The following is a 22,276-nucleotide window of genomic DNA, read 5'->3' as shown; positions in this document are numbered from 1 at the left end:
AGATTCCTTTTAACGGTGCAGGCAATCGGGTAGAATAAAGATGATTAGCTTCATTCTGACATTGTGTCACTTAGTCAATTACAATAGGAGTTTTTTATCTTGAAAAATTTATACGTCCTCCGTGGCGTCCCCGGCTCGGGCAAATCCACCTTCATTCGCCAGCATCGCCTGGAACCTTACACCATCGCCACGGACAACTTGCGCTTGCTTTACGGCAATCTCAAATCGATTTATGACGAGGAGCGCCACCAGATCCGGCAAGTGATCCCGCAGGAATATAACGAGCAAACCTTCACGCTGTTGGATCAACTGATTCGCAACAAAATGGCCCGCGGCGAAACGGTGATCATTGACGCGACCCACCTTTATCCCAACGCCTTCGAACCTTACTTGCAGTATAAGAAAGAATTCGATTACGAAGTCTACGTGGTCGACTTCACCAAGGGGATCGGCCTGCAAGAACTGTTGCGGCGTAATGAAACCCGGGTCGATTATCGTTGGATCAACCCCGAGATCATCAAGAAGATTTATCAATTCGCGCGAACTCATCCCCGGTTACCGCGCTGGGTCAAGCAGATTACACCTGATAAATTCGATCGTACCTTATACTTAGAGGAGACGGACCTGTCTAGTTATCGCAGCATCGCCATTATCGGTCGCAACGCCAACTTCCGCGGGTCTTTGAAGCCCCACGAATTTTATTTCACTTTTAACCATGATTTCGCGCTGAAACACAGCCAATCCCATCACGTAGCCTATATCAACCAAGATCTGTCCACGATCAATGAAGCCAACGCGTTTACTGTTTTCCCTTTTAAATTCCGTGGCCAACATTACTTGGTCAGCAGTCACAATCTGCGCGCGGATTTAATGGGGCCGAGCAAGAAACTGTATGGCAAAGAATACTACAAATTCGGTTTGATCAATCCGCAGGACCTGATGCAGGAATTTCCTGAGCCCCATTATGGCAAGCGGCAGATCAATCTAGAGACCTGTCCCCAGCAACAAATCAACCGACTGGCCTAAGGAGGCAGCTTTATGTCCGCAACCACAACGATCAAAATCGCTTATCTCTATGAAGATCTGATGAACACTTACGGTGACAGCGGCGATGTCAAGATTCTGCGCCACCTGCTCAATCAACAAGGGTTTGACGTGACAGTCACCAATGTTAGTTTAGGCGCTGATTTTGACGCCTTCGATTATGATTTCGTCTTTTTCGGTGGCGGTCAAGACTTCGAACAAACGATCGTCGCCCAAGACTTGCAGCGCCATCGTGCCACCTTAGCTGCTTATATTGAAGCGTCACGGCCGCTATTGGCGATCTGTGGCGGCTACCAATTATTAGGCGCCTATTACGAAACCAGCGGCGGCACCACGATCAAGGGCCTCGGCATCTTGCCCCTGCACACGGTTTACAAGGCTGACAGTCGGATGATCGGCGACACCACCGTCCAAACCCCTTGGGGCCAGATCCACGCCTTTGAAAACCACAGCGGCCGCACCTATTTCGATGACAAAAACATGCTCAAACCCTTGGGCCAAGTGGAGCAAGGCTATGGTAACAATCCTGACGATCACGAAGAAGGTCTGCACTACAAGAACACCATTGGCAGCTATTCCCATGGTCCTTTGTTGCGCAACCTGAACGTGGCTCAAGCCATTGCCGCCACGATCATCGCCGCCCACGAGGAGCGTCTGGCGACGACCCATGCCTAGCAAATCCGCCCGGACCGCAGCCGCCGTCCAACCACAAACGCCGCAACAACTGACCCTGATCAACTTACCCGAACTTTACGACTTGCTGTATGACCATGTCGATAGCACCGGTTGGTGGCCAGCGCGCAGTGATTGGCAAATCATTTGGGGCGCCGTTTTGGTCCAAAACACCAATTGGAAGAATGTTGACTACGCCTTGGCTGACTTGGCCGCGGCCACCGCTTTTTTGCCAGAACGGATCCGCCAGTTGACCACCGCGCAGTTGCAGCAAACGATCCGCAGTGCCGGCTTCTTCGTGCGTAAAGCCCAAACGATCCAAAACCTCTGCGCCTACTTCGCCCAATATCAAGATGATCTCGGTCAGCTCCGGCGTCTACCACCAGCGCAATTGCGGCGGGAATTATTGGCGCTCAAGGGTGTCGGTGAGGAGACCGCCGATACGATCATGTTGTATGGATTGAGTCAAGCGACTTTCATCGTGGATGTTTACGCGCGCCGCCTGTTTCAACGGCTCCAAGCCCCCCTACCCAGAACCTATCAAGCCGCCCAACAACTGATCCTGCCGCAACTCGACCCGTTGACCCTACGCGGCTTGCAAGCCTTCCACGCCTGCATCGTTCTGTTTGGTCAACAAGTCAAGACTGAGCAGGCTTGGCAAGCCAGCTTCCTCAGCTCCTACCAACTGACCCCCAACTCACCAAAACAGAGTGTGAGCCAACCCGATTAGCTTCTGAGCATTAACCTAGTCAGGATTTTGGAGGCAGGGCTTAGCCTCCAGAAGCCTGGCGTAGTTAAGCGGAAGAAGCTGGGTTGGCGAACACGTTTCAAATCAGTGTGAGCCAACCCGGGTAGCTTCTGAGCATTAACCTAGTCAGGATTTTGGAGGCAGGGCTTAGCCTCCGAAAGCCTAGCGTAGTTAAGCACAGCAGTCAGTTGTGCGTAGCACGTTTAAGAAGGAGTGATCCCATGTCGACCGATCCCAATTCTAGTCCCATCATTGCCTACTTGGCGACCTTGTCCGGGCAGCAACAGCAACAAGCTCAAGCGCTTTATGATCTGATCAAGCCACTATTACCAGAGGCCACTGAGAAAATCAGCTACCAAATGCCGACCTTTTGGCAACGACACAACTTGGTCCATTTCGCCGCTTTCAAAACCCACTTAGGCTTCTATCCCACCCCGGAAGCAATCGACGCTTTCAGCGCGGAGACTGCGCCCTATCGCACCAGCAAGGGAACGATGCAGTTTGCCTATGACCAACCACTGCCAGCAGAACTGATCAGCAAACTCGTCTTATTTCAGCTTGACCGCTTAGGTTAGCGCCCCATGAGGAGGTCCCGCAATGTTTGACCCGCAGAAATTGAAATTTGACCATTATCCCCAACGTTACATCGCCAACCCGCCGGCCGAATTACAGCCCACACTAGCGCCTTGGCAGACCCAAACGACCCCGACCGCCAACACCGATCTGCGCTTGATCTTCGTCTATGACCTGACCGCCATGAAAGCGGCCATCGACCAAGTCGCCCAAGACCACCAGCTCAGCGCCGCCGGTTATTTGTACCTGGCCTATCCCAAACTCGCCAGCAAAAAATATTCGGGGATCCATCGTGATGATCTATTTCCTTTTTTGCACGTGGATGACACCACTGGCGAAGTCGGGCAAACCGGTTTGAAGTTCTCGCGAATGGTCAGTTTCGATGGGGATTTCACCGTCGTCGGTTTGAAATGGTTGAAATCGGCGCCCCGCAGTCGTGACAGCGCTGATCAACGGGTCGCCACTTATCAAGATCAAGTCGCCAACTTGCAAACCCGCCTGACCGCCAGTGATCCCCAAGTCGGCCAGCTGTTCGCCGCCTTGACTCCCGGCTATCAGCGCGACTGGACCCGCTACGTCTATTCGCCCAAAACCACCGCCACCCAAGACAAACACTTCGCGCTTTGCCAAGACGCCCTGCGCCAAGGTTTCCGCAATCTGACCCAGTATCAGCAGGCGCAACGGCGGCGGTGAAATTGCTAGAACACCTTAGTTTGCGTAAATGCTGAGGTCCAGTGCGGTCTATTTCCTAGTAAGCGCGGTTCAGAAAAATCCAGTTTGAAACAGCAAAACACCAGCGACGAGAGCATTTTACTTGCCGTCGCTGGTGTTTTTATTTTTCGTTACTGCGATTATTGAGATTGAGCGTCTAGCTTTACGAATGGTCGACCTTTCGTGCCCAGAGATCGCCCAACCCTTGGACGATAAAGACGATCACGAGGATCAATAACGTACAGACCCAGATAATGTCGTTTTGATAGCGCTGGTAGCCTTTGCTGATAGCAATATAGCCCAGCCCGCCCGCGCCGACCGCGCCGGCCATTGCGGTCAGACCAATGATCGAAATGATCGTCAAGACCGACGTCCGGATCAAATCAGGCAGACCTTCACGGAGATAGACGCTGAAGACGATCGTCCACGGTCCGTAGCCCAGCGCTTCCGCTGACTCGATCACGCCGCTATCGACTTGGACCAAGGTGTTTTGGACTTGGCGGGCGTAGAATGGCGCCGAGCCCAAAATCAGGGGCACCAACGCGCCTTTGGGGCCGATCGTCGTGTGCACCAGCAATTGGGTCAATGGAAAGGCCACTGCCAGCAGAATAACGAAGGGAATCGAACGGAAAATATTGACGATCTTATCGAGAATACTGTAAACCACCGCGTTGGCTAAGATGCCTTTCTTTTCCGTGACCACCAAGGCGATCCCCAAAATCAAGCCCAAGATCCCCCCGATCAAGGTCGTCCAGAAGGTCATATATAAAGTCTGACCGATCCCCAGCAAGATGCCATTATCACCCGACCAATTTTCGACCACGTTAGGCATAATTTTTGTCAAAAAATCAATCATGAACGCTGACCTCCTCTGTTCCCGACTTCAAAACTTTGACGGACACGCGTTGCTCCTTCATGAAGACCAGCGCCTGTTCCGTGTGCTTCGGCGTGCCTGACAGGATCACCAACAAGTTACCCACCGGCGTTCCTTGCAAGATTTCCAAGTTTCCGTACAAAATATTCGCGCTGACTTCAAAGCGACGATAAAGCTCGGTGATCAGCGGTTGATCCGTGCTCTCGCCTTGATAACCTAGCTGCACCAAAACCGAGCCCACTTGCAGGTGTTTGATTGCCGCTTGCTGATTGACCGCCGCCAACGCCGACTCCAAATGAGTCGTCGTATCAATAAAGTCCTTGGTCAACGGCGCTTCCGGCTGGCTAAAGATCTGCAGCAGATCGCCAGTCTCCACCAAACGGCCTGCTTCCATGACCGCGACCCGATTACATATGCGTTTGACCGCATCCATTTCATGAGTGATCAGCACCACCGTCAGACCCAACTTCCGATTAAGATCCGCCAACAAATCCAAGATCGCCACGGTCGTTTTCGGATCTAACGCGCTGGTCGCTTCGTCCGAGATCAAAATATCCGGACGATTCGCCAAAGCGCGGGCGATCCCCACCCGCTGCTTTTGCCCACCAGACAGCTGCGCGGGATAATCATCGGCCTTATCCGTCAAACCCACCAGTTCCAGCAGTTCCGCGACCCGCTTCTTGCGGTCAGCCCTACTCAAGTGCGCCTTTTTCAGAGCAAAATCAACATTATCCGCGATCGATAAAGATTGCATCAAATTGAAATGTTGAAAAATCATCCCGATCTTCCGCCGTTCGCCCCGTAACTTACTGGCGTCTAATCCTAATAAGTCGGTGCCATTGACTTTCACGCTGGCGTCAGCGTTGGTCGGGCGCTGGAGCAAATTGATCACGCGGATCAAGGTTGATTTGCCGGCACCGGAATAGCCGACGACGCCATAAATGTCACCGCGGTCGACGTTGAGGTCAACGTGGTCAACGGCATGGACGTCGCGTTTGTCTTCCTTGAACGTGACGCAGATGTTTTTCAATTCAATAATTGGTTCTGCTGCCAAAATGATTCCTCCTTGATACTGCTTTATGCCTTTGGTTGAACTTGGTTGAAGCTGCTTGAAGCTGCTTGAAGTTTCCTGAAAGTAGATTGTGCGCAGCTTGCGCTGCGCGATTCGGGGTGAGCTCGCTGTGGGCGTCACTTTGAGCTTCGCAAGACCCGCGAATCTCAAAGCTGAGCCTTGTCCTAAGCGGCAGAGCCGCCAAGGACAATTTCACGGCGATCTCACCCCGAATCGCTCCGCTCCAGCCGCTCAACGTTATAACAGCCGTTTGAGCACTCACGCCGACTGGCAAGCTATGGCCGATTGATGGGAAGCCACGCAATTGACGACCGTGGTCAGTGGTCACCAGATTTAAATTGGTGACACCAGCGCAGTCTGTCTGATGAACTGAGGCAAGTTCTTGATAAACCAGCTGGATCGGTCGGTCTTGACTCATGAATTGTCTAGGGAGCAGGTAAAGATGTCGACCCAACGCAAACTTGTACCGACCTACTAATCCAAATCCGTTGGCATTGCCGTACCACCTAAAAAGTGGGCAATCCTTTGACCACCGCACTTGCAAAAGCACTTCGTAAACTGCTTCGCCCAGATTGCAGATAGGCCCAATTCTGCCTAGCAACCGCCTCAGGACGTGTGGCTCAGCGGTGAGATTATTCTTAGCGATTTATCGCTTAGAATAAGGCTCAATTTGAAGACAAGCCGCTGGGCTTGCGGATTGGCTTCAAACGATGCCCACCGCGTTCCAGCCACGACAAACGTCCTGAGGCGGTTGCGTCCACACCAAACCCGCCAACACCTGCAGTCTCTGAAATCTGTTGGCATTGCCGTACCACCACAAAAAGGGCAATTTTTTGACCTCTATCTTGCAAAAGCACTTCGTCTAATCCTTCGTCTCGATTGCAGATAAGCTCGATTCTGCCTAGCAACCGGCTGGGACTGCGCGGCTCAGTGGTGAAATTGTCCTTGGCGGCTTTGCCGCTTAGGACAAGGCTCGATTTGAAGACAAGCCGCACACTTTGCGGATTGGCTTCAAACGATGCCCACCACGTTCCAGTCCGCAACAGCAGTCCCAGCCGGTTGCGCTCACGCGCAACACCCGCCATCACCTGCCATCGAGCGAACCCCTAAGAACAGAAGCTAACGCTTCCCCAAACCAGTCCAAACCTTTGCCACCAAGTCCCTTTGGCCAAATTATACCATAGCCGGCCGCGACAGAACTTTATTTATCCAGAGTCCAAACACCAAACGCAGTGCCCTTGTAAACCTTCTCGATGTTCTTCTCAGTTGCGGCCGTCCGATAAGCTTTGACGATCTTCTTGTAAGTCGCGTTATCCTTATCAGCCTTGTTTGCCACGATCACGTTGATCCATTGATGCGAACGCTTGTTGATCTTTTCTTGGAAGATCGCGTCCTTGGTCGTCAAGCCACCGTCAGCGGCAATATCATTATTAACAACGGCGGCCGCCACGTCGGTCAAGGCCCGGGCGGTTTGCGCGGTTTCTAGTTCGGTGATCTTAAGCTTCTTGGGATTTGAAGTGATGTCTTTAACGGTTGGTAAAGTCACGCTCTTGTCGATCTTCAGTAGTCCGGCCTGTTCCAAGATGTTCAAGGCACGTCCTTCGTTGGTCGCGTCATTAGGGATCGCGATGCTGTCACCGGTTTTGATTTGGCTGAGTTTGGTGATCTTCTTCGAGTACAGATTCAGTGGGGCGATGTATGTCTCACCAATTGCGGTCAGCGTGGTCTTGTGCGCCTTGTTCCAGCTATCCAAGAAGTTGTAATGTTGGAACGAGTTCAAGTCGATCTGATGATCACTCAAGGCTTTATTCGGTTGATTGTAATCTGAGAATTCGACGAACTTCAATTTGATATTTTCTTTAGCCAATTTAGTCGCGATCGGTTTCCAGATCTGTTCATCGGAACTCATGATGCCGACTTTGACGGTGGTGACTTTCTTGGCGTTGGCTGAGCTGTCGCTGCTGCAACCATAGGCAACCAACAAAGGTACTAACGCTAACAATCCTAAGCTTAAACGTTTGATTAATTTTTTCATGATATTTCCTCCCGAATTAGTGGTTCATTTTGACTTTTTTGTTAAGCGATTTTCTAACGAAGGGCAATTGTTGGGGGATTGCTGCAGCGAAATCCCGACTGATTGCGACGGCTGGTGACTTGGGCATTTGGGCAAGGTCCACAGGTGGATCCAACCCTGGGCAAAATAAAAAGCGCCCGTTTCTATTGCTAGAAACGAGCGCTGTCGTGTTTACCATTCTAATTTGTGCTAGCCTTACGGACTACCACCTCACTAACGTACAGGCAAATAAACTACCGATACGCGTGCACGATAATGAGTGCCAAGCCATCATCACCTCGCAAACGCTTAGTGATGCCGATCGTGGGCCATTTTCAATCAATCGCAACTACCTTACTCTCAGCAAATGTAAGTTTTCTGTACAGTCTTGACGGATTTACTTTCCCATTCCATTCGTTATTGAAAACTGAATTAACATTGACACTACAATACCCGATGGTCCACCGACTGTCAAGCATTTGCGTCAACTTTTTTCACTTAGATAACGGGCATATAACGGTGTAACGGCGTTATGTCGGCGCTACACACGCGGTGTTGCCTGCTCGCGGCGCTAGCTGATAACGCTGCTAGTTGACCCCTTGCGCCTGCTCGTCTAAGAGTTGGCGGTAATGTTCTTCTTCTGGCGCGTTGGCGTAGATGAAGTGACCTGGCTTGACTTCAACAAAGGACGGCTTGTCCACACTGTAATCGTGCATCTTGGGATCATAAACCAAGAGTTTCTTCTCCCGAGCCAATTTAGGGTCAGGGATCGGCACAGCCGACAAAAGCGCTTGGGTGTATGGGTGCAACGGATTATTGAAAAGTTCTTCCGTTTCCGCCAATTCCAAGATCCGACCGTTACGAATAACGGCGATCCGATCAGAAATGAAGTGAACGACTGACAAGTCATGGGCGATAAAGAGATAGGTCAAGTTGCTTTCCCGCTGGAATTTCTTCAACAGGTTCAAAACTTGGGCCCGAATCGATACGTCCAACGCCGAAATTGGTTCATCCGCAACGACTAATTCTGGCTGCATGATCAAAGCACGGGCGATCCCGATCCGTTGCCGCTGACCACCTGAGAATTCATGGGGATAGCGGTATAAATGTTCGGGTAAGAGGCCGACTTCTTCAATGATCTGGGTCACTTTTTGCAAGCGATCTTCTTCAGAATCGAACAAGTTGAAGTTATATAACCCCTCAGAAATGATGTAGTCGATCGTTGCCCGCTCATTCAATGACGCGGATGGATCTTGGAAGATCATTTGGATCTTACGTGAGACATCCTGTTCTTGATGGTGGGACAATTTCTTGTTGATCTGAGTGCCATTGAAGGTGATCGTCCCGTTGCTGGTTGGGTTGATCCCCAAGATAGCGCGGCCGATCGTTGTTTTACCTGAGCCAGATTCCCCAACTAAGGAGAAAGTCTCACCGCGATAAATATCGAAATTAACATCTTGCACAGCAACGAATTTGTTCTTGCCTTCACCGAAAGAAATCTCTAGATCACGGAGCGACAACAACACGTCTTTTTTATTTACGGTCATGTTCTTCGTCCTCCAAATTCTCCTCAACTTTAACGTCTTGATCAAGTTGATTGTCCTTGACCAAGGTTTGCTCGAACCGTTCATGCAGGTTCTGGATCAGCGCTGGCTTTTCGACCCGTGGTGCTCGAGGATCGAGGAGCCAAGTTTTGGCGAAATGGGTCGGTGAAACTTGGAACATTGGTGGTTCCGCTTCGAAATCGACCTTCATTGCGAAAGGATTACGGGGCGCGAACGCATCACCTTCAATATCCTTGTAAAGTGATGGTGGTGTCCCTGGGATCGAGTACAGGTCGCCGCCTTTTTGCGCCAATTGTGGCAGTGACGACAACAAACTCCAAGTATAAGGATGCCGTGGATTGTAGAAAATCTCGTCGCACGTGCCGACTTCAATGATCTCGCCAGAATACATCACGGCGATCCGATCCGCGATTGAAGCAACAACACCCAAGTCATGGGTGATGAAGATCGTCGTGAACTTATACTCGCGTTGGAGTTCCTTGATCAGTTCCAAGATCTGCGCTTGGATCGTCACGTCCAACGCGGTCGTTGGTTCGTCACAGATCAGGATATTTGGGTGACAAGCCAAAGCGATGGCGATAACGATCCGTTGCCGCATCCCGCCAGAATACTCAAAAGGATATTCGTCATAACGGTCAGCCGCGTTAGGGATCCCGGTCCGATCCATCAATTCGATCGCCAATTTCTTGGCTTCGGCTTTGCTTTTACCTTGGTGCTTGATAATGACTTCAGCGATCTGGGAACCAATCGTTTTGATAGGGTCCAAAGAAGTCATCGGGTCCTGGAAAATCGTGGCGATTTCCTTACCCCGGATTCCTTCCCACTGCTTATCTTTCTTTAAATCACTAAGTCGTTTGCCTTTATAATCAATCGTGCCATGGGTGATGCTCCCGTTTTGTTCCAACATTCCAGTAAACGTCTTGGTCAAGACAGATTTACCGGAACCGGATTCGCCAACGATCGCGAAGATCTCTTGATCGTGCAATTCCAAAGAAACGTTCCGGATCGCTTTTAATTCTTTACCACGAACTTGAAACCCAACGGAAAGATCCTTGACAGTTAAAATATTTTCAGTCATGCTGTTCCCTCCTACATATGAGTCCGTGGATCTGACGCGTCAGCTAAGTTCTGCCCAACGATATACAACGAAACGGTGATCAACGCCAACACAAGTACTGGTAACCAGAACAAGTAAGGGTAGCTGGTCATATACGGTGAATATTGGGAAATCAAGCGGCCTAAAGAAGGCACGTTTGAGCTTAAACCAACGCCTAAGAAGGACAGGAACACTTCAATCGAAATGAAGCTTGGTAACAATTGCGACACTTGGGTCACAATAACAGAAGTCAAATAAGGAAGGATGTTTCGGAAAATCATCCGACGTGTTGGGGTACCCAACGTCCGCGAAGCGATATTGTACTCGCGATCACGCATGATCATGACCTGGACCCGAATGAAGTAGGCGGTTCCCAGCCAAGACGTTACCGTCATCGCGAAAATCAAATTCCAGAAACCATTACCAAACGTGTAAGACAAGACAATGACAATCAAAGTCATTGGGACGTTAGAAATAACGTTATAAATTTCCAGCATGATTCGGTCGATCTTCTTAGAAACGCCCCAGAAGGCACCGACAATCACACCGACAACGGTCACGATCACCGAGGCAATGACCCCAATGGAGATCGAGGTCTTCGCCCCAGCCCAAACAGCGTCGAACAACGACTTACCATCGGCATCGGTCCCGAACCAATATTGAGCGCTGGGCCAGTTGTAACGAGCGCCGAAATCGTTGACGCCCTTAACATCTAGCAAACTATAGCCACTGAACATCGGCTGAATATACGACATCAGTAAGATAATGATCATCAGCACCAACATAAAAATCGTGACTGGGTTGGCAAAGAAAGTTTTCCAAACTGATTTCCAATAAGAATATTTCGGCGTATCGATAATTTCGGTCGCCTTTTTGTCTAAACTAACCAGGACGAAATCTTCATCCTTGGCTACTGCTCTCGGCTTGATCGCCTCAGCAGTTACCGCTGCATTTTTCTTAGCCATCCGCTAATCATCTCCTGACGCTGAAAGTTTGATACGAGGATCGACCGCCGTCATCAATAAGTCACCAAGCAAGATCGAGAACACAGAGATCGTGGTGAAAATGAAGACTAAGCCGATCACGATTGGGTTATTATGGGTAATAATTGCATCGGGCAACATTTTACCCATCCCAGGCATTGCGAAAATTGTTTCGGTCATGGTCGCGCCGCCAATCAACCCAATAATCGAACCAGGGATCCCCTGAACAATTGGAATCGAAGCATTCTTGAAGATATGCTTCCGGTAGATTTCGCCATCGTTCAAGCCCTTGGCCTTAGCAAACTTAACGTAATCAGAAGATTGTTGATCGATCATATAACGCCGGAACCAAATGACCAATCCGGAAACGGACAAACCAGCTAGCACCAAGGTTGGCCCGACCCATGAACTAAAGGCTGTCGCCCCGAGCGTTGGGAAGGAATCAGGAACCCCAAACCAAGTTGTGAAGAGGTAACGGAACGCGTAGATGAAGGCCAAACTTGGCACGGCAATCAAAACAGTCACGATCCCCGTACCTAGTTTGTCGACCCAGCCGCCTTTGTAACGGGCCATCAGAATCGCCATCGGAATCGAGATCAAGTAGGTGATGATCAAAGCGAAGATCCCAGCCTTGAATGAAGTCCCGATCATCGATGGATCACTGAGAACTTGTTCGGTGCTGGTGTAGTCATCGCCATAACGAGCAAATTCAGTCTTGTCTTGACGGTTCTTTGGCTGATAAGAACGTAAATAAACGTTATCCGCCGTGTTGCGCTTACTGCCGTCAGGATAAGTGTACTGGGTAACCTCTGCCCGTCCTTGACGACCGCCAATCACAGATGACACTGGCAAGCCGGCGTAAGTCGGGTAAGAAGTCCCTAAATTAAATTTCAGGAAGTTTTGGTGAATGTAAGGAAAGGAACTATTGAAGTAAATCTGGTAGCGATACTTTGTTCCCGAACCAACTAAGGCGAACCCAACCAGCTTGTCATTCGTAAACTTCAAGTAACGCTTCATATTTGGATTATTCTTGTCATGAACTGCCCAAGGATTGTCCCATTGGATCAAGTTCCCGTAGAAACGGCCTAAGCGCTCGTACAAGGGCAATTCGCGGGTCACATAATAGCGTTTGCTTTGTTTGAATTGCTTGACCGCGAAGTTGTGCTTAGCAGCCCACTGCTTGATGGCCTTTTCATTAGTCGCGTTCACAGCAGCCGTTACCTCAGGACTATCCTTCTTGACCTTAGCGACCAAGGACTTGGTATCGTAGTACTCGATATAATTCATCTTGGCGAAGGCGTTATTCTCGTAGTCACTTAACTTATCTGGATCGGACCGCAACTTACTGACCATTGTGTCACTCTTGAAGACGTCCCGCCGGGGGACCATGGAGTAGATCACAATGTACGTCAAGGTCGTTACCAGAAATATACTGATCAGTGATCGAAAGATTCGACCCCAAATATACTTCTTCATCTAATAGTTCCTCCTTAATGCTGACCTCATGATGAGAAAAGCAGAAAAAAGGCTAGTATAGGCTAGCCTTTTTCGCCGTTCTTTAAATCTTACTCTTTTGCTGCTTCTTTGGCAATCTCGGCACGCTTCTTTTCCCAAGCTTTCTTAGCCTTGGTTTTTTGAGTAATCGTTACTGGTGATGCTTGGATCTTCATGAATTTGAACTTAGAGCTACCTAACCCGGACCAAGCGAACGGTGCGGTGTAAGGAACAACCTTAGAAACAGATGGTGAACCGCCTAATGAGAAGACAGGGATCTGAACGGTGCTATCCAGCAATTGTGCTTCAGCAGCGGCAAAAGCCTTGTAACGCGCATTTGTATCATCAGTGATAGCTTCAGCCTTAGCTAATAAAGTAGCGTAAGTGTCCAAGCCAGCAGCCTTCTTAGCAGCCGCGTTCTTGTCAGCACCAGGTTCGATACCTAAAGTCGTTAACATCGTCCCACCATTTGGATCGTAGATATCCAAGTAGCTTGATGGATCATCGTAGTCAGGGCTCCAACCAGACGCGTTACTGATATCAAAGTCAGCTGCGGCGCCAGTCGTTGCTTGGTAAGTTGCTGCCAAGTATTTGTCTTCACTCAACATTTGAATGTCGATAACAACATTAGAAGTTCCTAAACTCTTTTCAACAGAGCTCTTGAATGACTTAGATTGGTTCAAGCTTAATTGCGCCTTTTGGTCAACAGGTAAGTCCAAGTGAATTGGGAAGGCCACGCCTGCCGCTTTCAACTCTTTCTTCGCCTGAGCGAATAACTTCTTGGCCCGATCAACGTTGTAAGTTGCGTCTTGCGCGTCAGCCAAGTTGACTGCGCCCCAAGCATCGCTGTCCAAAGCAGCTAAGTCAGTTTCAACTTGTTTGCCGTAATCTTGGCCATCGACCGAAACAAAGGCTGGCGGTGTCATTTCATTACGTAAGCTCTTAGTTTCGCCTTCCTTACCATTGACCTGAGCGTTATAGGCACCCTTGTCAAAAGCAGCTTGGATCGCTTGACGGAAGCTCTTGTTCAAGATTGCTTTCTTGGTATCGGACTTCAGTGAATCAGTCTTCTTGGAAGTTGCGCCGTATGCTTTCCGATCCAAGTTAAAGGTGAAGTTGTAAACAGATGCATCCTGGTCAGACCAGTTGATGTCATTCTTCACATCTTTAACGACTTGATCATAACCAGCTGAGTTTGGATAAACCCGAGAAGCGGTGAAGTCACCCTTCTTGAAGGATTTGTACAAGCCATCAGGGTTTGAACCATCGTTATAAGTCAACTTAACGTCTTTAACGTGGACGTTCTTCTTATCCCAATAGCTCTTGTTAGCCGCATATTCAATGACAGACTTCGAAGTGAAGTTAGCTAACGTATAAGCGCCGTTGTAAAGGATCGCGTCAGCCTTTGGTTTACCAAAGTCGCTGCCTTTTTCCTTTAAGAATTTAGCATTGACTGGGAACATGATCCCATAAGTTAATTTCGAGTTCCAATACGTTTCAGGTTGGTTCAACGTATATTCCAAAGTATAATCATCAACAGCTTTTACCCCAACTGTTGAGAAATCAGTGGTTTTACCATTGACATAATCATCCAAGCCCTTGATACTGCCTTGAACAACATATAATGTTTCCGACTTAGCGGCAACGGCATGCTTCAATGCGGTTACCCAGTCTTCAGCTTTGACAGTGGCATATTCGTTGCCTTCGCTGTCGACCCACTTAACGCCCTTGCGGATCTTGTAAGTGTAAGTCAAGCCGTCATCGCTGACTTTCCATGAGGTTGCCAAGTCAGGCTTGATCTGACCATAGCGATCATTTTCCACCAGGCCATCAATAAAGTTGGCGTAGTGTGAACTGTTGGTTTTCCGCATTGAAACGGTATAGTCAAAGTTATCTGGATCTGTCCCATAAACATAGTTGTACTGGGTCGTGCTAGTTTCCGGAATAACGCTGTTGCCACCGGTCGTTGCTGCTTTTTTGTTGCCACATGCGCCAAGCAGTGCCACACTGATCAAGGCAACTGCCAATAGCCCCTTCTTCGAATTCTTCATGTAAAAACCCTCCAAATCTAAATTCCCTCTCAGTCAAACGCTAAAAATTGCTTTCTGAAATTGATAAAATAATACAATTATTAAACTTTAATGTCAATACTAAAATCCCAATTAATTTGGGATTCTTGACTAGATACCCGCCATCGGTAGCGTTACCAATGCCTGTATATCAACGTTAAAGCGACCAACAAAAAATATGAGAAATTATTTTATTTTCTGTCATAAATCCGCCAAGTCTGGCCTTCGTCTGAATTGATGATGAGAGTTAAGCCGAGCTCACTCACGTAGACCAGCCTACTAAAATTCTACTTTTTCGAGCGGAGTTGCTGGATTGCCGCCAAAATCGTCAAAATTACCCCTAAAATGAGAACAACCGCCATCGGTCCGTTGAGAACCCCAGTCTTAAAGTAATCCCGTAGTAACAAGTAGCCGCCCGCGACCCAAATCAAAATCGCAATCAGAATCGTTAGTGTGCGGTCGCGGCCAGAATCCCGATTGAACATACCAACTTTTCTCCCTCTCCTGATTGAATCTCATGATATTATCATCATACCATTTTTCTGAGGAAAATAGGGGTATTTTCACCAGTGTTTGTCGGATCGGCGTTAGAATATGCTTGACTGTTAATATTTATACCGATCTGACCGATTTCATGAGGGAGGTCTCATTTATCATGACAGAAACAACCGTTTACAGCTTCACTGACGGCTTCCAATTAGGTAATGGACAATTCAACGCGGAACGGCGTGAACTGCCTACACCGCGATCCTACGACCTTCTGGTGCAGGTAGCGGCCACCGCGGTTAATCCCGTGGACACCAAACTACGGCAAAGCTTGCTTGGTCCACACGCGCACGTTTTAGGTTATGACGGCGCTGGCGTGATTCTAGCGAAAGGCGACCAAGTCGTTGACTTTCAAGTTGGCGACCAGATCTACTATTCCGGCACAACTCGGCGCCCTGGCAGTTACGCCACCGCCCAGTTGATCGACAGCCGCCTGGTCGCGGCCAAACCGACGAATCTGACGATGACCGCCGCCGCGGCCATGCCCTTGACCACCCTGACCGCCTGGGAATTACTTTTCGAACGGATGGGCTTTCCCGCCGTCAAAAACGCTAACACAGGTCGGCGCTTGTTGATCATCAACGGCGCAGGCGGCGTCGGTTCAATCATGAGCCAGTTGGCCCATTGGAGCGGCTTTTCCGTTGCGGCCACCGCCAGCCCTAAGCACTTTCCCTGGTTGCAGCAGCATCAAGTTGACTTACCCCTAGATTATCATCAGGACTTGCAAGCGCAACTAGCAGACGCTGGGTGGGCCCAAGTCGACGCCGTGGCGATCCTCACCGAACCCACCGCCTACTTCGCCTTAGCCGCGGCGGTAATCGCGCCTTTGGGTCACGTGGGCAGCATTGTTGAATCAGCCAACGATCTCCCCCTAGGGTTGTTGAAGGCCAAGAGCGCCAGCTGGCATTGGGAGTACATGTTCACTAAAACGGACTATCAAATGGAACTGGCCACTCAGGGTCAGATCTTGGCGCGGGCCGCACATTTGTTTACCACTGGCGAGTTGCGCAGCAATGTCGCGACTGTTTTGGCCGGGCTGTCCAATGACAATCTACTGACCGCGCATCGCTTGCTGGAAACCGGCCATACGCAGGGCAAAATCGTACTGCAGGTTATTTGATGCCACCTAAAGTAGCTTGGCCTAAAGTAGCTTGGCCGCGGCTTGCGCTGCGCGTGGCGTTGGTGGTGGGCAGATGTGGTGGGGCTCCAGGTCGGGCTGGTGGTGGTGGAACGCTGCGGGCACGACTTGAAGCTTTTCGGAAGTGCACCGAAAATCTTCAAGCTCGGCCTTATTGTAGGCGATAAATCGCCAACAATAATATCGCGGCTTACTCACCCCCAGCCCGACCTTCCGCCAGACGGATAAACAGACCACCAACGACACGCTCCGCTCCAGCCGCTCAACGTTTTAATAGGCGCTTGAGCACTCACGCCATTTGGCAAGCTATCGTCAATTGATGGGGAACCACGCAATTGACGGCCATGGCTAGTGGTTACCAGTCTTAAATGGGTGACACCAGAATAGTTTGCCGGATAAACCAAGACAAGTTCTGGACGAATCAGCCAAATCCGTTGGTGTTGCCGTACCACCCCAAAAGTGGGCAATTGTTTAACCTCTAGCTCGCAAAAGCACTTCGTCAGATACCCAACTTCGATTGCAGATCGGCTCAATTCTGCCTAGCAACCGCCTCAGGACGTGCGGCTCAGCCGTGAAATTGTCCTTTGCGGCTCCGCCGCTTAGGACAAGGCCTGATTTTGAGACAAGCCGCGCACTTTGCGGATTGGCTCAAAACAGTGCCCACCGCGTTCCAGCCGCGATAAACGTCCTGAGGCGGTTGCGTCCCCCACTCAAACCCACTACATCCGCAATCAAGCGAAAGCTCAAACGCAAAAAGCGCCGGTCCCCGGGCAAGGGACGGCGCTTATTTAAGACAATTATTTTAAGGGGAGGAGGGTATTCACGCGGGCAAGCGCGAATACGTTAATTAATAAAATGAAGAAAATTTGGAAAGGGTTGGTCGCAAGCGGGCAACTTGCGGCCTAGCGTTTTAGAGTGTGTTCTTGCTGGCGGGCAACCAGCGTGAACACGGTGTAATCTATAGCGGGCAACTACGATTACATTAAGTTTTAGAATTTGGATTTTTATCTAGATCGTGGTGGCGCAGCTGCTTCTTAGCATCAGTGTTGGTCGGAAGTGCGGCCAGTGGATGCGGAGCAGGTTTTGTTTGTCATGGGCATCACCTCTTGCTTTCTATGTTGATAACTATACCCAACCTTTGCGAAGAATCTCTAATGGAATTAAGCGACTTACGCGAATAAAAATTGAAGAAAAAATGATGCTCGACCCCAAGTGTGAAGAAAATATAAAGCCGGCGCTCCCCTAACCTTCAGCAAAACGCTGAGGGATCAAGGAACGCCGGCTTTATTTGGAATGTGCTCACCACAACTGAATTCTACGCTTAGCCACACAAAAATTCTGGAGGCATAAGTCCACTTCCAAAATTTTTGCTAGGCTAATGCTCAGGAGCTACCCGGGTCGGTTCGCACTCTGGCGTTGGTGGGCGTTTATTAGTTGGCGGAAGGTCGGGCTGGGGGTGAGTCAGCTGCGATATTATTCTTGGCGGCTCTGCCGCCTAGAATAAGGCTCAGCTTTGAGATTTTCGGCGGGTTTCCGAAAAGCTCAAAGTGACGCCCGCCGCGTTCGAAGAAGAGTGTGGAACGCAATGATCTGCTTTTGAGCACGACTAGCGATTTCACTGGATTGATTGCATCAATCCAGTGAAATTGCGTATCGGCGTAGAAAGCAATTGCGTGGAACACGTTTCCACCACTCCCAGCCCGACCTGGAGCCCCACCGCATTTGCCCACCACCAATGCCCCTGAGCGGCCGCGCTTATTTTGCGTGCAATAAGTTCTTACTGGTGCCGGTGGTCAAAACTTCGTTGAAATTGTCATAGCTGATGTTGATCATGTCAGTCAAGGCTTCTTTGGTGTAAGAACCGATATGTGGCGTCAAGATCACCCGTGGATATAAATCGATCAAAGCGGCCAAGTCGGCGTTTTTGATGGGTTGATCTTGCAGGTTTTTACCTAAATAATCCTTCTCATCATCGATCACGTCGGCGGCGAAACCGCCTAACTTGCCGGCTTGCAGGGCCGCCACGATGTCAGCCACATTAGTAACTTCCGCCCGCGCGGTATTGACCAAGATCGCGGTCGGCTTCATCAATTTCAATAAATCGGCGTTGATGAAGCGATCGTTTTCGCCTTTGATGTAAGGAACGTGTAGCGAGACGATGTCAGCTTGCGCCAATAAGTCAGCTTGTTCGACGAAAGTCACGACTTCTTTGGCTTCATCAGATTGATAAATGTCATAGCCGAGAACTTTGGCGCCCAGCGCTTGATACGAACGCGCTTCAGCAATCCCAATATGGCCAGTGCCAATGATTCCCACGGTCAAATTACGGATCTCAGAGCTGAATTCCTCCGGCAAAACGCGGAAGTCTTTGGCCTGGGAATGATAAGCCGCAAAAGCCACGTGCCGCTGCAAGGTCAAGCCTAAGGTCAACGCCAAATCGGCGACGGCGTTGGGTGAATAAGAAGGGACCCGGGCCACTAATTGGCCATTGGCGTCAGCCGCTGCTAAGTCGATATGGTTGAAGCCGACGGTACGGGTGAAGACGTACTTGATACCCCAGTTTTTCATTTTAGCCAGATTGGTCGCGTCGGCCACACAATTAGCCCGCAACAGCACGGCATCAGCGCCTTTCGCTGTGTCGATGTTGTCGTGATTCAAGTATTCCGGCAATAATTTCAAGTCATAGTTGTAGCGATTCAATTTTTCGAAAAATGGGACTTCGTTTTCGCGAACGCCATAAGCAACGATTTTAAACATGAAAATCCTCCTTCAGCTAATCAAAAGCAAGTTCAGATACGGTCGCGCTGCCGCGACTTGAGCCATCTCTAGAATAGACCTGTCGCGTTGATAATGGAAATGATCACGATCCAGATTGGCATCATCACCACCGCGCCGATCGTTGACAGCAACGAGGCGTTGGAGGCCATGATGGCTTCTCGATCGAAACCGATCGCGTAGGATGACGCGACTGCGGCTGTTGGCGTGGCCATCATGATCAAGATCGTCGCCAAAGCAACTTGGTCAACAGGTAAGATATGCGTCACGGTCAAGATCAGCAACAAAGCCAAGTTGATCGCCGGCACAGCAATTACTTTCATGGCAGTATAGTACCAAGAAGTTTTGTCGGAAGCCGCGTCCTTGAAGGTGATCTCGCCCAAAGTCGACCCGATCGCTAACCAAGCTAACGGTGAAGCCAACCCCGCCAAGTAGGTCAATGGTTTGTACAGCCATAGCGCTGTTTGGTCGATCCGGTAGAAGGCAACTTGGCCCATTTTCTGCGTAGCCACATTCATGGCGCTGACTTGAGGCATGTACGGTTGCAAAATCCACAGGAACAAGCCTAAGAAGGTCGCGATGACAATTGGATTGAGGAACATCTTCTTAATGTTCTTCTTATCCATTTCCAAGCCAGACATCTTGATATACGCGTACGAATATAAGAAGATCCGGTAGCCAATATTGAAGATCGACGCGTACATCGCGCCTTTAACGCCATAAATCGCCGAAACGATCGGGATCCCGAAGAACGTGGTCGAACCGAATGTCGTCAAGACACTGAGCACATCGCCCTTTTCTTTTGGATAGCGCAGATACATTAATTTAGTCACGAAAATCAAAACAATATAAACAACGATCCCGAAGATCAGTACGTTGATGCCCTGACGTAACGTTTTCTGATCGATCGGTGCCATAAATGAGTTGAAGGCCAACGCTGGCAGTGACACTGACAGCACGACCTTGGTCAAAACTTTCCCAAATTGGGCTGTGAAAATATTACGTTTTCTCAGAATAAAGCCCAACAAAATAATGAAGATCGTCGACGTGATGGCGCTGATGATGCTCATGTTGGTGAAAGTTTCAGCTAAAACTTTGCCAAAATCCATAATTCATAATCCTCCCAAAGATAATCATTTCTTTTGTACCATCAGTCATTATTCCACATCCAATCCCATTCAGCAACTATCTGCAATCGTGAAAAATACAGTTTTTTGTGAATAATCACTTTTTAAAAAATCGCACAATCAACTGATTGTGCGATTAGTTCAGTATTTATTAAAATGAGTCAATTAATCACGGGGCTTCGCGCTTAACTTTGCGCAGAAAAGACGAACAATCCATCCCGAAAACGAAATTGGCACTAAGCGAAGTCACTCACATAACGACTTAAAAAATCTTTTACCCGAGCGGCATACTGGTCTGGATCAGTGGCATACGCGGCAGTATGACCTGCTCCCGGAACGATATAGGCTGCTTTCGGCGCTTGGCAAATTTTGTACATGTGCCGCTCTGACGCGATTGGTACATAATCGTCCTGATCACCGTGGATGAACAAGGTCGGCGTGTGACTGCGGGCGACTTGGCTAGCGATATCCCCCTCCTGCAGGCGATAGTGGGCAAAGTGCCGCGTCAACAAACTGGCCAGCCAAACCGTGGGCTCCTGGGGCAAATGATATTTTCCGCTGACCCGCAATTTGATTTGGGGGTAAACATGATCGAAGCCACAATCGTCAATGATTGCCTGAACGTTCGCCGGCAAATCCGCCTCGCCGCTAGCCGCTAAAACAGTGGCGCCACCCATACTGACCCCAGCCAACACGATTGCTGTCGCCGATCCACGTTGCCGCAAGATTTCCTGACTCCAAGCCACATAATCGCGGCGATCCAACCAGCCAAAACCCAAGTTGAACCCGTCACTCAAACCTTGACCGCGACTGTCTGGTAACAACAATCCACAACCCCACTGGGCATACAAACAGGCGTAGGGAATCATTTGCTGATGCGTGTGATGATAGCCATGTGCCAGGACCACGATTGGACGATCGGGCGTGGCTGGCGGGAGAAAGCGCGCCACCAACTGTAGGCCATCCTCGCTCTTGATCTGCCACGTTTGCCAATCCTGTTGCTGATACCACTGGCGATCCGCGGCGCTGACTTGGGCCCACGAGCGGTCAATATAGGCTTGCTTTTGCTTCGGTGTCGTGCGGATCGCGATCGTATACGTTTTCCAGGCGGCGATTGCCAAGAATACCACGACCAGAATCAACACAATTAAAATAGCAATTTTCATGATGGTCAACCTCCAATAACGCTTCACCGTTATTATCTGGTTTTTAAAACTAGATGTCAAATCATTGACACCAGATTTTGAGTTGGTGTCACTTGAGCGAGTTGAAAGTATGATGTCCGCAGCTTGCGCTGCGAAATTCGGGGTGAGCTCGCTGTGGGCGCTGTTTTGAGCCAATCCGCAAAGGACGCGGCTTGTCTCAAAATCAGGCCTTGTCCTAAGCGGCAAAGCCGCTAAGGACAATTTCACGGCGAGCTCACCCCGAATTTCTCCACTCCAGCCGCTCAACGTTATAACAGCCGTTTGAGCACTCACGCCGACTAGCAAGCTATTGTCAATTGATGGGGAACCACGCAAATGACGACCGTGGTTAGTGGTTACCAGCTTTAAATTGGTGACACCAGCGCAAACTGCTTGATGAACTGGTACAAGTTCTTGATCAGTCAGTTGAATCGGTCGGTTTTCAGCCAAGGATTGTTTAGGGAACAAGTAAAGATGTTCAACTACGCAAACTGTATCCACCAATTAATCCGAATCTGTTGATATTGCCGTACCACCCCAAAAAGGGCGATT

22 protein-coding genes are annotated in these 22,276 nt (G+C 49.5%); 7 read left to right on the top strand and 15 right to left on the bottom strand.

The genetic code is table 11. The features are described 5' to 3' along the window. The first annotated feature begins 99 nt into the window (after nucleotides 1-99). The 5 genes from ACYVSB_RS05660 to ACYVSB_RS05640 all read left to right on the top strand — a co-directional run bounded on the left by ACYVSB_RS05660 (nucleotide 100) and on the right by ACYVSB_RS05640 (nucleotide 3,730). Nucleotides 100-1,026: an AAA family ATPase gene (locus tag ACYVSB_RS05660; RefSeq protein ID WP_164511147.1), complete on the top strand. Its 927-nt coding sequence runs from the start codon at nucleotides 100-102 to the stop codon at nucleotides 1,024-1,026. 12 nt (nucleotides 1,027-1,038) lie between these two features. After that, complete coding sequence (locus ACYVSB_RS05655; protein ID WP_125599667.1) at nucleotides 1,039-1,719, top strand: type 1 glutamine amidotransferase; 681 nt, start codon at nucleotides 1,039-1,041, stop codon at nucleotides 1,717-1,719. Next, nucleotides 1,712-2,446 carry an endonuclease III domain-containing protein gene (locus tag ACYVSB_RS05650; protein WP_461218725.1) on the top strand — a complete coding sequence of 245 codons (735 nt, stop codon included), beginning with the start codon at nucleotides 1,712-1,714 and terminating at the stop codon, nucleotides 2,444-2,446. Before ACYVSB_RS05655 ends, ACYVSB_RS05650 begins: the two co-directional genes overlap by 8 nt. A 239-nt stretch (nucleotides 2,447-2,685) precedes the next feature. After that, nucleotides 2,686-3,039 (top strand): iron chaperone, encoded by a 354-nt coding sequence (locus tag ACYVSB_RS05645; protein WP_125599664.1) that lies wholly within the window; start codon nucleotides 2,686-2,688, stop codon nucleotides 3,037-3,039. Between the two features lie 22 nt (nucleotides 3,040-3,061). Then, nucleotides 3,062-3,730 (top strand): YdeI/OmpD-associated family protein, encoded by a 669-nt coding sequence (locus ACYVSB_RS05640; protein ID WP_461218724.1) that lies wholly within the window; start codon nucleotides 3,062-3,064, stop codon nucleotides 3,728-3,730. Between the two features lie 181 nt (nucleotides 3,731-3,911). On the opposite strand, the gene ACYVSB_RS05635 is transcribed toward ACYVSB_RS05640, so the two are convergent. The 11 genes from ACYVSB_RS05635 to ACYVSB_RS05585 form a co-directional block, all read right to left on the bottom strand. Then, entirely contained in the window at nucleotides 3,912-4,604 is a 693-nt protein-coding gene (locus tag ACYVSB_RS05635) for a methionine ABC transporter permease (protein ID WP_125599644.1), read from the bottom strand. Beyond that, nucleotides 4,597-5,676 (bottom strand): methionine ABC transporter ATP-binding protein, encoded by a 1,080-nt coding sequence (locus ACYVSB_RS05630; protein ID WP_461218723.1) that lies wholly within the window; start codon nucleotides 5,674-5,676, stop codon nucleotides 4,597-4,599. Before ACYVSB_RS05630 ends, ACYVSB_RS05635 begins: the two co-directional genes overlap by 8 nt. Further along, nucleotides 5,654-6,112: a hypothetical protein gene (locus tag ACYVSB_RS05625; protein ID WP_461218722.1), complete on the bottom strand. Its 459-nt coding sequence runs from the start codon at nucleotides 6,110-6,112 to the stop codon at nucleotides 5,654-5,656. The genes ACYVSB_RS05630 and ACYVSB_RS05625 overlap by 23 nt, the downstream gene beginning before the upstream one ends. Before the next feature lie 247 nt (nucleotides 6,113-6,359). Further along, complete coding sequence (locus ACYVSB_RS05620) at nucleotides 6,360-6,779, bottom strand: hypothetical protein (RefSeq protein WP_125599635.1); 420 nt, start codon at nucleotides 6,777-6,779, stop codon at nucleotides 6,360-6,362. A gap of 116 nt (nucleotides 6,780-6,895) precedes the next feature. Then, nucleotides 6,896-7,729 (bottom strand): MetQ/NlpA family ABC transporter substrate-binding protein, encoded by an 834-nt coding sequence (locus ACYVSB_RS05615; protein WP_125599632.1) that lies wholly within the window; start codon nucleotides 7,727-7,729, stop codon nucleotides 6,896-6,898. Nucleotides 7,730-8,334: 605 nt separating this feature from the next. Continuing rightward, nucleotides 8,335-9,294 (bottom strand): ATP-binding cassette domain-containing protein, encoded by a 960-nt coding sequence (locus ACYVSB_RS05610; protein ID WP_125599629.1) that lies wholly within the window; start codon nucleotides 9,292-9,294, stop codon nucleotides 8,335-8,337. Continuing rightward, on the bottom strand, nucleotides 9,281-10,390 hold the full coding sequence (locus ACYVSB_RS05605) for an ABC transporter ATP-binding protein (RefSeq protein ID WP_125599626.1): 1,110 nt from the start codon (nucleotides 10,388-10,390) through the stop codon (nucleotides 9,281-9,283). Before ACYVSB_RS05605 ends, ACYVSB_RS05610 begins: the two co-directional genes overlap by 14 nt. Before the next feature lie 11 nt (nucleotides 10,391-10,401). Next, nucleotides 10,402-11,373 (bottom strand): oligopeptide ABC transporter permease OppC, encoded by a 972-nt coding sequence (gene oppC, locus ACYVSB_RS05600; protein WP_461218721.1) that lies wholly within the window; start codon nucleotides 11,371-11,373, stop codon nucleotides 10,402-10,404. Between the two features lie 3 nt (nucleotides 11,374-11,376). Then, nucleotides 11,377-12,867 (bottom strand): ABC transporter permease, encoded by a 1,491-nt coding sequence (locus ACYVSB_RS05595; protein WP_125599621.1) that lies wholly within the window; start codon nucleotides 12,865-12,867, stop codon nucleotides 11,377-11,379. 89 nt (nucleotides 12,868-12,956) lie between these two features. After that, nucleotides 12,957-14,936, bottom strand: coding sequence for a peptide ABC transporter substrate-binding protein (locus ACYVSB_RS05590; protein ID WP_461218720.1), 1,980 nt, complete (start codon nucleotides 14,934-14,936; stop codon nucleotides 12,957-12,959). Nucleotides 14,937-15,241: 305 nt separating this feature from the next. Further along, entirely contained in the window at nucleotides 15,242-15,439 is a 198-nt protein-coding gene (locus tag ACYVSB_RS05585) for a hypothetical protein (RefSeq protein WP_125599615.1), read from the bottom strand. Nucleotides 15,440-15,609: 170 nt separating this feature from the next. Between ACYVSB_RS05585 and ACYVSB_RS05580 the strand changes: the two genes are divergently transcribed. Then, nucleotides 15,610-16,620: a zinc-binding alcohol dehydrogenase family protein gene (locus ACYVSB_RS05580; protein WP_461218719.1), complete on the top strand. Its 1,011-nt coding sequence runs from the start codon at nucleotides 15,610-15,612 to the stop codon at nucleotides 16,618-16,620. 212 nt (nucleotides 16,621-16,832) lie between these two features. Here the strand turns inward: ACYVSB_RS05580 and ACYVSB_RS05575 are convergent, their stop codons facing one another. Beyond that, nucleotides 16,833-17,105, bottom strand: a complete 273-nt coding sequence (locus ACYVSB_RS05575; protein WP_461218718.1) for a hypothetical protein — start codon at nucleotides 17,103-17,105, stop codon at nucleotides 16,833-16,835. A gap of 104 nt (nucleotides 17,106-17,209) precedes the next feature. On the opposite strand from ACYVSB_RS05575, the gene ACYVSB_RS05570 reads away from it, so the two are divergent. After that, nucleotides 17,210-17,485, top strand: coding sequence for a hypothetical protein (locus ACYVSB_RS05570; protein WP_461218717.1), 276 nt, complete (start codon nucleotides 17,210-17,212; stop codon nucleotides 17,483-17,485). A 908-nt stretch (nucleotides 17,486-18,393) separates the two neighbouring features. On the opposite strand, the gene ACYVSB_RS05565 is transcribed toward ACYVSB_RS05570, so the two are convergent. The 3 genes from ACYVSB_RS05565 to ACYVSB_RS05555 all read right to left on the bottom strand — a co-directional run bounded on the left by ACYVSB_RS05565 (nucleotide 18,394) and on the right by ACYVSB_RS05555 (nucleotide 22,225). Continuing rightward, on the bottom strand, nucleotides 18,394-19,395 hold the full coding sequence (locus ACYVSB_RS05565) for an NAD(P)-dependent oxidoreductase (RefSeq protein WP_461218716.1): 1,002 nt from the start codon (nucleotides 19,393-19,395) through the stop codon (nucleotides 18,394-18,396). Nucleotides 19,396-19,463: 68 nt separating this feature from the next. Beyond that, nucleotides 19,464-20,522, bottom strand: coding sequence for an AEC family transporter (locus tag ACYVSB_RS05560; protein ID WP_461218715.1), 1,059 nt, complete (start codon nucleotides 20,520-20,522; stop codon nucleotides 19,464-19,466). 254 nt (nucleotides 20,523-20,776) lie between these two features. Beyond that, complete coding sequence (locus ACYVSB_RS05555; RefSeq protein ID WP_461218714.1) at nucleotides 20,777-22,225, bottom strand: alpha/beta hydrolase; 1,449 nt, start codon at nucleotides 22,223-22,225, stop codon at nucleotides 20,777-20,779. Nucleotides 22,226-22,276: the final 51 nt, after the last annotated feature.

It is taken from the genome of Lapidilactobacillus salsurivasis, from assembly GCF_054785215.1.
This window is presented reverse-complemented; position numbering and strand designations above follow the sequence as displayed.

Bases quoted from the DNA above. Each gene is read 5' to 3' on its own strand.
- ACYVSB_RS05655 (WP_125599667.1), top strand. From the start codon at position 1,039: ATGTCCGCAACCACAACGATCAAAATCGCTTATCTCTATGAAGATCTG.
- ACYVSB_RS05650 (WP_461218725.1), top strand. From the start codon at position 1,712: ATGCCTAGCAAATCCGCCCGGACCGCAGCCGCCGTCCAACCACAAACG.
- ACYVSB_RS05645 (WP_125599664.1), top strand. From the start codon at position 2,686: ATGTCGACCGATCCCAATTCTAGTCCCATCATTGCCTACTTGGCGACC.
- ACYVSB_RS05640 (WP_461218724.1), top strand. From the start codon at position 3,062: ATGTTTGACCCGCAGAAATTGAAATTTGACCATTATCCCCAACGTTAC.
- ACYVSB_RS05635 (WP_125599644.1), bottom strand. From the start codon at position 4,604: ATGATTGATTTTTTGACAAAAATTATGCCTAACGTGGTCGAAAATTGG.
- ACYVSB_RS05625 (WP_461218722.1), bottom strand. From the start codon at position 6,112: ATGAGTCAAGACCGACCGATCCAGCTGGTTTATCAAGAACTTGCCTCA.
- ACYVSB_RS05620 (WP_125599635.1), bottom strand. From the start codon at position 6,779: ATGGCGGGTGTTGCGCGTGAGCGCAACCGGCTGGGACTGCTGTTGCGG.
- ACYVSB_RS05615 (WP_125599632.1), bottom strand. From the start codon at position 7,729: ATGAAAAAATTAATCAAACGTTTAAGCTTAGGATTGTTAGCGTTAGTA.
- ACYVSB_RS05610 (WP_125599629.1), bottom strand. From the start codon at position 9,294: ATGACCGTAAATAAAAAAGACGTGTTGTTGTCGCTCCGTGATCTAGAG.
- ACYVSB_RS05605 (WP_125599626.1), bottom strand. From the start codon at position 10,390: ATGACTGAAAATATTTTAACTGTCAAGGATCTTTCCGTTGGGTTTCAA.
- oppC (WP_461218721.1), bottom strand. From the start codon at position 11,373: ATGGCTAAGAAAAATGCAGCGGTAACTGCTGAGGCGATCAAGCCGAGA.
- ACYVSB_RS05595 (WP_125599621.1), bottom strand. From the start codon at position 12,867: ATGAAGAAGTATATTTGGGGTCGAATCTTTCGATCACTGATCAGTATA.
- ACYVSB_RS05590 (WP_461218720.1), bottom strand. From the start codon at position 14,936: ATGAAGAATTCGAAGAAGGGGCTATTGGCAGTTGCCTTGATCAGTGTG.
- ACYVSB_RS05585 (WP_125599615.1), bottom strand. From the start codon at position 15,439: ATGTTCAATCGGGATTCTGGCCGCGACCGCACACTAACGATTCTGATT.
- ACYVSB_RS05580 (WP_461218719.1), top strand. From the start codon at position 15,610: ATGACAGAAACAACCGTTTACAGCTTCACTGACGGCTTCCAATTAGGT.
- ACYVSB_RS05565 (WP_461218716.1), bottom strand. From the start codon at position 19,395: ATGTTTAAAATCGTTGCTTATGGCGTTCGCGAAAACGAAGTCCCATTT.
- ACYVSB_RS05560 (WP_461218715.1), bottom strand. From the start codon at position 20,522: ATGGATTTTGGCAAAGTTTTAGCTGAAACTTTCACCAACATGAGCATC.